Source organism: Streptomyces sp. NPDC056144 (genome assembly GCF_042264145.1).
GTDB lineage: Bacteria > Actinomycetota > Actinomycetes > Streptomycetales > Streptomycetaceae > Streptomyces.
In genome coordinates this window covers 106,395-117,563 of the sequence record NZ_JBHJVF010000013.1, presented here as the reverse complement: position 1 = coordinate 117,563, position 11,169 = coordinate 106,395, and the positions used below count along the sequence as shown (strand labels likewise).

General features: G+C 72.7%; 14 protein-coding genes. 3 read left to right on the top strand and 11 right to left on the bottom strand.

Features of this window, described 5'->3' with window-relative positions; translation table 11 throughout:
- Positions 1-214: 214 nt before the first annotated feature.
- The 4 genes from ACFC0Z_RS29915 to ACFC0Z_RS29900 form a co-directional block, all read right to left on the bottom strand.
- On the bottom strand, positions 215-805 hold the full coding sequence (locus ACFC0Z_RS29915) for a PadR family transcriptional regulator (protein ID WP_376444440.1): 591 nt from the start codon (positions 803-805) through the stop codon (positions 215-217).
- A 53-nt stretch (positions 806-858) separates the two neighbouring features.
- The gene (locus tag ACFC0Z_RS29910) at positions 859-1,398 is read right to left on the bottom strand and encodes a DinB family protein (RefSeq protein ID WP_376444437.1); all 540 of its coding nucleotides are present in this window, start codon (positions 1,396-1,398) and stop codon (positions 859-861) included.
- A gap of 108 nt (positions 1,399-1,506) precedes the next feature.
- A complete protein-coding gene (locus ACFC0Z_RS29905) occupies positions 1,507-2,964 on the bottom strand; it encodes an aldehyde dehydrogenase family protein (protein ID WP_376444434.1) in 1,458 nt (485 codons plus the stop codon).
- Positions 2,965-3,044: 80 nt separating this feature from the next.
- Entirely contained in the window at positions 3,045-3,917 is an 873-nt protein-coding gene (locus tag ACFC0Z_RS29900; RefSeq protein WP_376444431.1) for a helix-turn-helix domain-containing protein, read from the bottom strand.
- 363 nt (positions 3,918-4,280) lie between these two features.
- Here ACFC0Z_RS29900 and ACFC0Z_RS29895 point away from each other — a divergent pair, with 363 nt between their 5' ends.
- Positions 4,281-4,838 carry an ATP-binding protein gene (locus tag ACFC0Z_RS29895; RefSeq protein ID WP_376444429.1) on the top strand — a complete coding sequence of 186 codons (558 nt, stop codon included), beginning with the start codon at positions 4,281-4,283 and terminating at the stop codon, positions 4,836-4,838.
- Between the two features lie 94 nt (positions 4,839-4,932).
- Here ACFC0Z_RS29895 and ACFC0Z_RS29890 read toward each other — a convergent pair whose 3' ends face one another.
- The 4 genes from ACFC0Z_RS29890 to rpmG form a co-directional block, all read right to left on the bottom strand.
- The gene (locus ACFC0Z_RS29890) at positions 4,933-5,145 is read right to left on the bottom strand and encodes a DUF397 domain-containing protein (RefSeq protein WP_360811615.1); all 213 of its coding nucleotides are present in this window, start codon (positions 5,143-5,145) and stop codon (positions 4,933-4,935) included.
- 202 nt (positions 5,146-5,347) lie between these two features.
- Positions 5,348-6,484: a CobW family GTP-binding protein gene (locus tag ACFC0Z_RS29885; RefSeq protein ID WP_376444426.1), complete on the bottom strand. Its 1,137-nt coding sequence runs from the start codon at positions 6,482-6,484 to the stop codon at positions 5,348-5,350.
- The gene (locus tag ACFC0Z_RS29880; protein WP_376444424.1) at positions 6,484-6,738 is read right to left on the bottom strand and encodes a type B 50S ribosomal protein L31; all 255 of its coding nucleotides are present in this window, start codon (positions 6,736-6,738) and stop codon (positions 6,484-6,486) included. The genes ACFC0Z_RS29885 and ACFC0Z_RS29880 overlap by 1 nt, the downstream gene beginning before the upstream one ends.
- 7 nt (positions 6,739-6,745) lie before the next feature.
- Positions 6,746-6,910: a 50S ribosomal protein L33 gene (gene rpmG, locus ACFC0Z_RS29875; RefSeq protein WP_376444421.1), complete on the bottom strand. Its 165-nt coding sequence runs from the start codon at positions 6,908-6,910 to the stop codon at positions 6,746-6,748.
- Positions 6,911-7,016: 106 nt separating this feature from the next.
- Here rpmG and rpmB point away from each other — a divergent pair, with 106 nt between their 5' ends.
- Both rpmB and rpsN read left to right on the top strand, forming a co-directional pair.
- Complete coding sequence (rpmB, locus tag ACFC0Z_RS29870; RefSeq protein ID WP_360811598.1) at positions 7,017-7,253, top strand: 50S ribosomal protein L28; 237 nt, start codon at positions 7,017-7,019, stop codon at positions 7,251-7,253.
- Positions 7,253-7,558, top strand: coding sequence for a 30S ribosomal protein S14 (gene rpsN / locus ACFC0Z_RS29865; protein ID WP_376444417.1), 306 nt, complete (start codon positions 7,253-7,255; stop codon positions 7,556-7,558). The genes rpmB and rpsN overlap by 1 nt, the downstream gene beginning before the upstream one ends.
- Positions 7,559-7,573: 15 nt before the next feature.
- On the opposite strand, the gene ACFC0Z_RS29860 is transcribed toward rpsN, so the two are convergent.
- From ACFC0Z_RS29860 to ACFC0Z_RS29850, 3 genes are all read right to left on the bottom strand, one after another.
- Entirely contained in the window at positions 7,574-8,290 is a 717-nt protein-coding gene (locus ACFC0Z_RS29860; RefSeq protein ID WP_376444414.1) for a hypothetical protein, read from the bottom strand.
- Positions 8,287-8,850 carry a SigE family RNA polymerase sigma factor gene (locus ACFC0Z_RS29855; RefSeq protein ID WP_376444411.1) on the bottom strand — a complete coding sequence of 188 codons (564 nt, stop codon included), beginning with the start codon at positions 8,848-8,850 and terminating at the stop codon, positions 8,287-8,289. Before ACFC0Z_RS29855 ends, ACFC0Z_RS29860 begins: the two co-directional genes overlap by 4 nt.
- Positions 8,851-9,053: 203 nt before the next feature.
- Positions 9,054-11,123, bottom strand: coding sequence for an FUSC family protein (locus ACFC0Z_RS29850; protein WP_376444408.1), 2,070 nt, complete (start codon positions 11,121-11,123; stop codon positions 9,054-9,056).
- Positions 11,124-11,169: the final 46 nt, after the last annotated feature.

The following is an 11,169-nucleotide window of genomic DNA, read 5'->3' as shown; positions in this document are numbered from 1 at the left end:
GTGGGCCGTCGGTGGCTTCCGCGGGGGGACCGGGGCTCCCGGTGCACCCGGCCAGTACGGCGGAGGTCAGCGCCGCTACGACGGCGGCGAGCGTTCCCACGGGTCTCACGGGTCTCACGGGTCTCACGGGTCTGGTGCGCATCGGACGGTCCCCCTTCCGCGGCGCGCGCCGCGGACTTCAGTAGACCGCCCGCGGGGCCCGGGTTCCAGAGGGCTACGTCTCCAGGACGCCCACGAAGGGCTCGCCCTCGCCCGCGAAGACGTACGCCCCCGCCTCGATCCGTGCGATCAGGCCGAGCGTCCACTCCTTGCCCGCGTCCGCCGAGTGCGTCCAGAAGTGCATGATCTCGCCGATGTGGCCGAGCTGTTCGAGCCCGCCCTCCGGCGTCCAGTCCTCGGCGACCGCCGCCCGCCACGCCTCCAGCGCGGCCACCCGGCGGCGCAGCAGCTCCACCGCCTCCGTCCTCGGCAGGTCCACGATGAAGCCGATGCCCGCCGAGAGCACGTCACGCCCCTGGTCCGGCCTCGTCAACGCCTCGCGGAGCAGCGCGAGGTACTCCTCGCGGCCCCGCTCGGTCAGCTCGTACTCGACGCGCGGCGGCCCGCCGGCCGTGCTCGGCGCGCTCTCGTGGGCCCTCAGGAATCCCTGCTTCGCCAGCTGCTTGAGCGCGTGGTAGATCGAACCGGGCTTGGCGTGGGACCACTCGTGCGCGCCCCAGTGTTCGAGGTCGCCGCGCACCTGGTAGCCGTGGGCGCGGCCGTGCTGCCTGACCGCGCCCAGGACGAGCAGGCGGATCGCCGACATCGCCGCGTACCTCCCTGGTCAATTCCGACCAGGGTACGGGTACGGGTGCGGGGTCAGCGGCCCTGCTCCTCCGCGATCAGCGCGAAGGAGACCTTGCCGTCCAGCGACTCGCGGATGACGTCCGCGTGCCCGGCGTGCCGTCCCGCCTCCTGGACCAGGTGGAGCAGCATCCAGCGGATCGACACCCGGCCGTCCTTCGGGAACCAGGGCGCCTCCGGCAGCGGGAACGTGTCGTCGAGGCTCGGCACGGAGCGGACGAACTCCTCCGTCTCCTTCGCCACGCGCGCCCAGAAGTCGACCATCTCGGGGATCGTCTCGTCGCCGACGAGGCGGAAGCCGTCGCCCCAGGTCTCCTCGGTGCGCTGCTTCTCGTTCGGCCGCTGCTGCGCCAGGCGCAGCCAGTTCAGCTCGACCTCGGCGACGTGCTTGAGCAGCCCGGACAGGGTCAGCTCGCTGGCGCTGGGGCGGCTCGCCGCCTGTTCCTCGGTCAGGCCGAGGAGGGAACGGCGGATCGCGGCGCGCTGGGCCTCGATGAAGTTGAGGAGCGCGCCGCGCTCGTCGCCGTGGGCCTCGGTGGGAACGAGAGCGACCATGATGTCCGCCTTCCGTAGCGTGCTGCGCTGTCCTGCCTTCTGACACCGACCACGCTACGGAAGAACTAGGACAGGTCACGTCCTAGATACGGCGAGTCGCGCCGAGAACTAGAAGGGGAAACGGCTCCGGCCGTGCTGGATCGAGATCCACTTCTGGGTCGTGAACGCGTCCACCATCGCGTCGCCGTTCAGCCGCCCGATGCCCGAGTGCTTCTCGCCGCCGAAGGGCACGATCGGCTCGTCGTGCACGGTGCCGTCGTTGATGTGGATCATGCCGGTGTGGATGCGCCGGGCGATCCGCACACCCCGCTCGACGTCGCCGGTGTGCACGGCGCCGCTCAGCCCGTACGGCGTGTCGTTCGCGATCCGCACCGCCTCCTCCTCCCCGTCGAAGGGCACGAGGAGCGCCACCGGGCCGAAGATCTCCTGGCTCAGGACCGGGGAGTCGGCCGCGATGTCGGTGAGGACGGACGGGGAGACGAGGTTGCCCTCCACCGTGCCGTGCAGGAGGGCCGTCGCGCCGGCCGCCACGGTCTGCTCGACGAGCGCCGAAACGGCGTCCGCCTGCTGGGAGTTGATGAGCGGTCCGATGTGCGTGGCGGGGTCGGCCGGGTCGCCGACGCGCAGGGTCCGCACCTTCGCCACGAACTTCTCGGTGAACTCCTCCGCGAGCGTCCGGTCCACCAGGATGCGGTTGGCGGCCATGCAGACCTGGCCCTGGTGCACGAAGCGGCTGAAGACGGCCGCGTCGACCGCGTAGTCCACGTCGGCGTCGTCGAGGACGATCAGGGCGCTGTTGCCGCCGAGTTCGAGGACGGACTGCTTGAAGTTCTGCGCGCAGACCGTGGCCACGTGACGGCCGACCTTGTCGGAGCCGGTGAAGGAGATGACCTTCGGGACCGGGTGGGTCAGGAGCGCGTCGCCGATCTCGGCGATGTCGGTGACGACGACGTTCAGCAGGCCGGACGGGAGTCCGGCCTCCTCCAGGACCTTCGCGACGAGCGTGCCGCCGCAGATCGGGGTGTTCTGGTGCGGCTTGAGGACCACCGCGTTGCCCAGCGCGAGCGCGGGCGCCACCGACTTGATCGAGAGGAGGAAGGGGAAGTTGAAGGGGGATATGACGCCGACGACGCCGACCGGCACGCGGTAGACGCGGTTCTCCTTGCCGTCGACCGGGGACGGCAGGATGCGGCCCTCGGCGCGCAGCGCCAGCTGGACCGCCTCGCGCAGGAACTCCTTGGCGAGGTGCAGCTCGAAGGCGGCCTTGAGGCGGGTGCCGCCGAGCTCGGCGACGATCGTCTCGGCGAGCTCCTCTTCGCGGTCCTCGACGATCCGCAGCGCGCGCTCGAAGACGAGCCGGCGGGTGTACGGGTTGGTCTCCGCCCACTCCGCCTGGGCGCGCTCGGCGGCGCGGTAGGCCCGGTCCACCTCGTCGGCGGTGGCGACGGTGATCGAGGCGAGCTTCTCCCCCGTGTACGGGTTGAAGTCGATGATGTCCCACGAGCCGCTGCCGGGCTTCCACTCGCCGTCGATGTACTGGCTTGCCAGGTCGGTGAAGTGCGACATGGATCGGAACCCCTTGACTGACAGACTGACTGACGGACGTACGGACGGAAGCACTGATGTTCCGTCATCGTACTGATGTGTCAGCTGAGTTGAAGGAGACCCCGAAGAAGATCGCGGCTTTCGGCCGGATCGGGACTGTCCTTCTGGAGGCGCTCCATCACCCGCTGGTACTGGGCGACCTCCTCGCGCTTGTCGAGGTAGAGGGCGCTGGTGAGCTGCTCCAGGTAGACGAGGTCGGAGAGGTCGGACTCGGGGAAGCTCAGCATCGTGAACGCGCCACTCTCGCCCGCGTGACCGCCGAAGCTGAAGGGCATGACCTGGAGGGTGACGCCCGGGTGCTCGGAGATCTCGATGAGGTGCTTCAGCTGCCCCCGCATGACGGCCCGGTCGCCGTACGGGCGGCGCAGCGCGGCCTCGTCGAGCACGGCGTGGAACTGCGGTGCCCGCTCGGAGACGAGGACCTTCTGGCGCTCCAGGCGGAGCGCGACACGGCGGTCGATCTCGGCGGGCGAGGCCTCGGGCATGCCCCGGGTGACGACGGCCTGGGCGTACGCCTCGGTCTGCAACAGGCCGTGGACGAACTGGACTTCGTAGACGCGGATGAGGGAGGCGGCGCCTTCGAGGCCGATGTAGGTGGGGAACCAGCCGGGGAGGACGTCGCCGTAACTGTGCCACCAGCCGGTGACGTTGGCCTCGCGGGCCAGGCCGAGGAGCGCGCCGCGCTCGGCCTCGTCGCCGACTCCGTAGAGCGTGAGCAGATCCTCGATGTCCCTGGCCTTGAAGCTCACCCGTCCCAACTCCATGCGGCTGATCTTGGATTCCGACGCGCGGATCGAGTAACCGGCCGCCTCGCGGGTGATCCCGCGCGACTCGCGCAACCGCCTCAGCTGGGAGCCCAGCAGGATGCGTCGCACCACGCTCCCGCTCGCTCCGCCGGATTCACCTGCGGTCACGGCTGTCAGCCTCCCCTTTACGGTGTCGAACCCCCGTCCAACCCCCGTCGCGGTCCCGCCGCGGCCCCGTTCGGACCCGCCGAGCACCCCGTCGAGCCCAGGATTCTGCCACCAAACGCTTCAGCGCGTACACATTCGATTACGGAATGGGGGCGACTTCCGGGCAAGGCAAGCCGAAGGGGGGACCTCGGCCACAGAAGATATCCACAGAATCACCACAGGGATGGACAGGTCCGGCGCGTGCACGTGCATCTGCCCTTGCATCCCGTGGGCGCATTCGGAACCATGGGTCCCGCGCAGCCGCGTACTCGTTCGTGTTGTCGTGTTGTCGCACCACAGTCGCGATTCCCGGGAGTGCCTCGCATGGGGACGAATGGATCGACCGTGCTCGAGCCGTTACGGCAGGGCCTGCCGCCGATCGATCCCGGCGCCGTCTCCACTTCCGCCTCCTGTGCCCTGCCCGCCCGCTTCGAAGCCGTGCGCGGCGCGCGGAAGTTCACCAGCGCGACGCTCGACCGGTGGGACCTGAACGACCGCTTCGACGACGTGGCCCTGGTCGTCTCCGAACTCGTCACCAACGCGCTGCGTCACGCGGTGCCCGCCGGCGACGGGTGCGCGGACGCCCGCGAGGGGCTTCGCGAGGGAACTCGTGAGGGACTTCGTGAAGGGCTTCGTGAAGACGGCCAGAATCCGCCGGTCCGCCTGCACCTGATGCGCTGGGCCTCGCGCCTGGTGTGCGCCGTGCGCGACCCGAGCGCGCAGAGCCCGGAGGCCCGGGGCGGCGAGGAGGACTTCTCCGCCGAGTCGGGGCGCGGCCTCTTCCTGGTGGAGTCGTTCAGCGACAGCTGGGGCTGGCACCCGCTCGCCGGAGCCCTCCAGGGCAAGGTGGTGTGGGCGCTGTTCCGGGTCGGACCGGAGTAGACGCGAAGAACGGAGAGAAGGGCCCCGGCGGAATCACCGCCGGGGCCCTTCTCGCATGCCTCTCACGACTTTCACATGCCTCTCACGACCACGCTCACACCAGGTGGTCGAACTCCCCGTCCTTGACACCGAGCAGCAGCGCCTCTATCTCCGCCGGCGTGTAGACGAGCGCGGGCCCGTCGGGGAAGCGCGAGTTCCGCACCGCGACCTCTCCCCCCGGAAGCTTCGCGAACTCCACACATGATCCCTGGGAGTTGCTGTGCCTGCTCTTCTGCCACACGACGCCGCGCAGCTCCGTGGCCGCCATGCCGTTGTACGCGTGATGCGCAAGATGCACTGGTAGCTCCCCGAGTTGCTTGGTGCAGATGTCAACTTCCTCGGATCATAGCTGTGTTCACATGCGGATGCGCGAGCAGATGCACGTGCACGAGGCGTGGCGGTACGGCTACAGCGATCACTCTCGGGCCACCCCGTTCACCCTACGGCTCCCGGGGTCCGGATCTTCGGGCTCACACCGTGAGGAAGGTGTCGAAGTCGGAGACCAGCCCCCTCCAGGACTCGCGCCCCGCCGCGTACTCGGCGTCGGTGAGCAGGCAGGAGCCGAGGAGTTCGGCGAGTCCCTCGCGGTCGAGACCCGGCGAGGTGAAGACGAGGTGCTGGCAGCGGTCCCCGTGCTCCGGATGCCAATCGAGGGCCGCCGCCGCACGCCGTACCGGCGGGACCTCCTCCCAGGCGGCGTCCGGCAGCGAGGCGAGCCACGGGCCCGCGCTCTCCACGCACAGCGCGCCGCCCGCCGCGTCCCACGCGAGGAGGGTGTCGGGCCGGTCGGCCAGGTAGAAACGGCCGCGGCTGCGGGCGGCGGCGCAGGTCAGGTGCTCCAGGGCGGCGTAGAGCCGCTCGGGGTGGAAGGGCCGGTGGTGGCGCCAGACGTACGTGCCGACGCCGTGGCCCTCCGCCTCCTGCGGCAGGAGCGCGCAGGCCGGGTGCTGGGCGGCGGCCGCGGCCTCGACGTCGAAGCCGGCGAAGGCGGCCCGGACGAGAGCCGGTCCGTCCTCGACGGGGACGCGCAGGGCGGTCGGGTGGAGCTGGTCGAGCAGCGCCCGGTCCTCGGCGTCGGCCGGGGCCTCCGGGTTCTCGACGACGGCGAGGACGGGGGCGTACTCCAGCTGGCGGGCCCAGGTGTCGGCGATCGTCCGGCGGTCGGTGGCCGCCGCCGCGAGCCCGGCGTCGGCGAGGTCGTCGCCGTTGCCGAGGTACGGGAGGAGGAGCGCCGGGTCGACGGCGGTGACGACCGCGCCGATCCGGAAGCCGGCGGCGGCGACGACCTCGGCCATCGCCTTGGGTTCGACGGAGTCCCAGAGCTCGACGACGGCGAGCCGGGTGAGCCCGGCGTCGCGGAACCGCTCCAGCTCGGGGACGAGATCGGCCCGCAGGGCGCAGCAGGCGCAGTCGTCGACGAGGGGGGTCTCGCCGGTGGACAGGACGCCGGTGGCGTCCCGGACCGTACGGGCGACGACCCCCGTCCGGGGGGCCGTCGCGAGGTCGTGGTGGAGCGCCACGCTGCCGGGGACCTCGGCGAGGAGCCGGTCCACGGCAGCACGGCGGGCGTCGGAGTGCAGGCCTCCGACGAGGGCGACGGAGAGCATCAGGGGGCCTCGCGCCGTCCGTACCGCTTCTCGAAGCGCTCGACGCGGCCGGCGGTGTCGAGCACGCGCGCGGTGCCGGTGTAGAAGGGGTGGCTCGCCGACGAGATCTCGACGTCGACGACGGGATAGGTGCGGCCGTCCTCCCACTCCACCGTCTTGTCGCTGGTGCGGGTGGAGCGGGTGAGGAAGGCGAAGCCGCCGGCCTTGTCGCGGAAGACGACGGGCTCGTAGGCGGGGTGGATGCCGGGCTGCATGGCGGGCTCAGCGCTCCTCTCGGAAGTCGACGTGCTGACGGGCCACGGGGTCGAACTTGCGCAGGGTGAGACGGTCGGGGTCGTTGCGCCGGTTCTTGCGGGTGACGTAGGTGAACCCGGTGCCCGCGGTGGACCGGAGCTTGATGATCGGTCGGAGTTCGTTGCGTGCCATGCTGTGTAGAGTAAATGAAAATGAATCCCATTGCCAACAATGGCGACGGGCTCCCGACGGAATCCCGACGAACTCCCACGAACTCCTCTGGAGAGGCAGGTCACCCATGTCCGCCCACTGCCAGCTGACCGGCGCGAAGCCCGGCTTCGGCAACCGGATCTCGCACTCGCACCGGCGCACCTCCCGCCGCTTCGACCCCAACATCCAGACCAAGCGGTACTGGCTCCCCGGCGAGGGCCGGTACGTCCGGCTCACGCTCAGCGCCCGCGCGATCAGGACGGTCGACGTCATCGGCGTCGAGGCGGCCGTGGCCCGCATCCGGGCGCGCGGAGGGAAGGTCTGATGGCGAAGACCGGCAAGATCGCGCGCAACGAGCACCGGAAGGCGGTCGTCGCGCGGTACGCCGAGCGGCGGGCCGCGCTCAAGGAGCTGATCCGCCGCCCCTCGACGCCGGCGGCCGAGCGCGAGGCGGCGGCCCGCGAACTGGCCCGCCAGCCCCGGGACGCGAGCGCGACCCGGGTGCGGAACAGGGACGCGGTGGACGGCAGGCCGCGGGGCCACCTGCGGAAGTTCGGCCTGTCGCGGGTACGGGTGCGGGCGCAGGCGCACGCGGGGTTCCTGCCGGGGGTGCGAAAGGCCTCGTGGTGAGACGTCTCTCCGCCCTCAGCGGGGGTACGAGGTGACCCGGGCGCCCTCACGGTCGTACACCGTCACGGTGAGCTCCTTCTTGTACGCCTCCGGCCCGGTGTGGGCGTACCAGACGCCCCAGCCGGGGCGGCCCGGCAGTTCGAGGAGGGTCGCCGTGACCGTGCGGAGGCCGGGGGCGGTGAGCTCGACGCGGCCCGCGTCGCGGGTCCCGTGGTAGATGCCCGAGCGGAAGGCACCGGCCGGGCCGCCGGGGCTCTGGACGGTGACGCCCGGCTCGGCGGTGGCGATGTTCCCGAAGTCCCCGATGTTCCCGTCGGTGACGCTGCGGAAGTCCTCGTCCCCCTCGGGCCCGGACCAGTGCTTGCCCTCCGGCGTGAGCCAGACGGTCCATCCCCGGCCGGCGTCGACGCGCTCGCCGGGGGCGACGGTGCGGACGGGGGGCGGGGTGGGGGCGGGGCGGGACGTCGGGGCCACGGAATCGACGGCGGCGGGCGGGACGGACGTCGGCCGCCCGGCTCCCGGCCCGGCGGTCACGACGGCGGCCACGCCGAGGACGGACAGGACGGAGAGGGCCGAGAGGGCGGAGACCGTGGCCGTACGGCGACGGTGACGGCGGGCGAGCCCGGCGCGCCGGAGCTCGGCGACGGGAGCGGGCCCGGGGGCGAGAGCGAGGACCTCCCGGGCGAACGCCTGCCGGATCGCCTCGGCCTCGGGCTGGGTCTCAAGGGTCACGGGCGGGCTCCGGACGGGGCGGCGTCGGCGTACGGGCGGGCGGGGTCCGAGGAAGGCGTGATGATCCCGGGATGGCGGCGGAGGGCTTCGAGTCCGCGCCGTGCGTGCGTCTTGACCGTGCCGACCGAGCACTGGAGCACGCTCGCGATCTCCTGCTCGGTCAGGTCCTCCCAGTAGCGCAGGACCACCACGGCCCGCTGGCGCGCGGTCAGGTCCGCCAAGGCGGCCCCGACGGCGGTGCGTTGGTCGACGACGTCGGCGTGCCCCGCGTCCCGGTGACGGAGGGACTCCGGCAGGACGGGGGTGAGGAGGTGGGCGACGCGCTTGCGGCGCAGGCGGCTGAGGTTGTTGTTGACGAGGGCGCGGCGCACGTACAGGTCGATCTCGGCCCGGGGGACCCACCGCCACCGCCCGTACACCTTGGCGAGCGTCGTCTGCACCAGGTCCTCGGCCTCGTGGAAGTCGCCGGTGAGGAGCTGGGCCGTACGCACCAGTCGGGGCCAGGCGGCCACGGCGTACGCGCCGAAGCCGTCGTCGTCCGGGGCGGGCGGGTGGGGCACGGTGGGGGGCCTCGCGATCGGTGGGGGGCGTGGGCGCGGTGTGCGGTGTGCGGGGGCGGGACCCGCCCCGTGTCGGGCCCCGCCCCCGGTCTCGGGGGTCGGCCCCTGGCCGGGAGTTCCAGCCGGGGCCTCACACCTCTCTCAACTCCGACCGGCCCCCCGCCGGATGACATGCCCGCGAAAAGTTTTGGCGTGCCGAAGTCTTAGCGCGTCTTCGAGGAGTCCGACAGAGCGGCGGTGAGTTCGTCCAGGGCGTCGAGGAGGAGCCTGGCGCCCTTGTCGAGGAGGAAGTGGTCCGGCGGATCGGCGGTCCAGGCGGCGACGGTCTCGCGGAGCTCGTCCCAGTGGGGCTCGCGGCGTTCGCGTACCTCCTTGGCGCCGCGCTCGGTCGCGTGGTGGAGGGCCTCCGCGAGAGCCGTGGCGGCGGGGAGCGGAGTGGCGCCGCGCTCGGGGAGGTGCGCCTCCAGGAGCATCGCCGCCCGGCCGAACTCCGCGAGGGCCTGCCCGGCGGCCTCGGCCGTGGCGTGCGAGAGGCCCCGGTGGCGTACCGGCTCGTGGGCGGCGCGGGCGACGGCCTCCTGCCAGGCGACACGGGCGGCGCGGGTGGCGAGGAGCGCCTCGCGGACGTCGGGGCAGGAGTGCCCGGCCGGTTCGGCGTACCGGGCGGCGACGGCGGCGGCGTACCGGCCCGCGGCGGTGAGCCAGTCGGCGAGGCGGCCGCGCAGGCGGGGCGTCTCCCAGGCGGGGAAGACGGCGTACGCGAGCATCGCGAGAAGGCCGCCGAGGAGGGTGAGCAGGACGCGCTCCCGGACGGTCTGGGAGACGCCCTCGCCGGCCATGCCGAGGAGGAAGACGACGTAGGCGGCCACGCAGACCTGGCTGACGGCGTAGCCGGTGCGCATGAGGAGGTACATGCCGAAGGCGCAGAGGACGGCGAAGGCGGCGGAGAGGTACGTGCCCGGGTGGGCGGTCTGCACGACGACGGTGGCGAAGGCCACGCCGACGAGGGTGCCGCCGAAGCGGGCGACCGAGCGGGAGTAGGTCTGGGTGAAGTCGGGGCGCATGACCATGACGGAGGCCATGGGGGCCCAGTAGCCGTGGCCGAAGGGGAGCGCGGTGCCGAGGAGGTAGCCGGCGGCGGTGACGGCGGAGACGCGGACGGCGTGGCGGAGGATCGGGGAGTCGGGGCGCAACTCGGCGCGCATCTTGGCGAGGACGATCGGCGCGAGGCGCGGCAGCGTGGGCCGGGTGCGCCCGCCGGACTCCCCGGGGCTCGTCTCCGTACGGGGCTCCGCCGTCTCGACGACGTCGCCGAGCAGGGCGCCGAGGCGGAGGGCGGCGCGGCGGGACGGGCCGGAGAGGATCGCGCCGGTGTCGGGGGTACGGAGCGCGGCGACGGCCGCCGGAGGAAGGATCACCGGCTCGCCGTGCCGGATGGCGCGGGCGGCGGCGTCCAGGAGCTCGGCGGAGGCGGCGAGCAGCTCCCGCACCCGCGCCCGCTGCGGCCCCTCCTCGGGGACGCCGACGGCCGGGTCGGCGAGCGAGGCGAGGACCGGCCGGATCCGCTCCGCGAGCCCGCGGGCCCCGTGCAGCTCGGCGGGACGGCGGCGGGCCTGGCGGGGGGTGACGGCGGCGGCGTTGCGGGCGGTCATGAGGGGGACCGGGTCGAACTCGGCGACCGGGTCGTGGCGCAGGCGGCGGGCGTAGTCGGCCTCGGCGGCGAGCGCGTCCGCGAGGGCGTCGCGCTGGGCGCCCCAGCGGCGGACGGGCAGCAGGACGACGAGGGCCGCCTGGACGAGGCCGCCGGTGAAGATCATGGCGGCGTGGCCGGCGGCGCCCGCGACGGAGGTGGGGAGCGTGACGGTGACCAGCATCATCGCGACGTTGGAGGAGGCGATGATGCCGGCGGTGGGACCGGCGGCCCAGGAGAGCCCGGCGGCGAAGGTCCAGAGCAGGAGCAGGCCCAGAAACAGGGCGGGGTGGGCGCTCGCGTCGGTGAGATACCCGAGAAACGTCGACACGGCGAGGCTGGCGCCGGAGGCGAGGGCGAGGGTGGGCCGGGGCCGCCAGGAACGCTGGAAGGTGGCGATGGCCGCCTGGAAGGCGCCGAAGGCGGAGGAGGCGGCGACGGCGGGCCCGAAGAAGGCGAGCGAGACCCCGACGACGAGAGCGAGCCCGAGGGCGCCACGCGCGGCGATGGCGGGTTCGAGCCGCCGCCGCTCGACGCTGAGCCCCGAGCGGGCGGTCTCCTTCAGGGCCCGGAGCCAACTCATGCCTTGAGCGTATCCGCGAACGCGACGTAACCGGGCATTTCGCTCT

What these genes read in the sequence shown, in the direction of transcription:
- ACFC0Z_RS29915 (WP_376444440.1), bottom strand. Translation starts at nt 805, where the DNA reads ATGTCGGCGATCCGCCTGCTCGTCCTGGGCGCGGTCAGGCAGCACGGC.
- ACFC0Z_RS29910 (WP_376444437.1), bottom strand. Translation starts at nt 1,398, where the DNA reads ATGGTCGCTCTCGTTCCCACCGAGGCCCACGGCGACGAGCGCGGCGCG.
- ACFC0Z_RS29905 (WP_376444434.1), bottom strand. Translation starts at nt 2,964, where the DNA reads ATGTCGCACTTCACCGACCTGGCAAGCCAGTACATCGACGGCGAGTGG.
- ACFC0Z_RS29895 (WP_376444429.1), top strand. Translation starts at nt 4,281, where the DNA reads ATGGGGACGAATGGATCGACCGTGCTCGAGCCGTTACGGCAGGGCCTG.
- ACFC0Z_RS29890 (WP_360811615.1), bottom strand. Translation starts at nt 5,145, where the DNA reads ATGGCGGCCACGGAGCTGCGCGGCGTCGTGTGGCAGAAGAGCAGGCAC.
- ACFC0Z_RS29885 (WP_376444426.1), bottom strand. Translation starts at nt 6,484, where the DNA reads ATGCTCTCCGTCGCCCTCGTCGGAGGCCTGCACTCCGACGCCCGCCGT.
- ACFC0Z_RS29880 (WP_376444424.1), bottom strand. Translation starts at nt 6,738, where the DNA reads ATGCAGCCCGGCATCCACCCCGCCTACGAGCCCGTCGTCTTCCGCGAC.
- rpmG (WP_376444421.1), bottom strand. Translation starts at nt 6,910, where the DNA reads ATGGCACGCAACGAACTCCGACCGATCATCAAGCTCCGGTCCACCGCG.
- rpmB (WP_360811598.1), top strand. Translation starts at nt 7,017, where the DNA reads ATGTCCGCCCACTGCCAGCTGACCGGCGCGAAGCCCGGCTTCGGCAAC.
- rpsN (WP_376444417.1), top strand. Translation starts at nt 7,253, where the DNA reads ATGGCGAAGACCGGCAAGATCGCGCGCAACGAGCACCGGAAGGCGGTC.
- ACFC0Z_RS29850 (WP_376444408.1), bottom strand. Translation starts at nt 11,123, where the DNA reads ATGAGTTGGCTCCGGGCCCTGAAGGAGACCGCCCGCTCGGGGCTCAGC.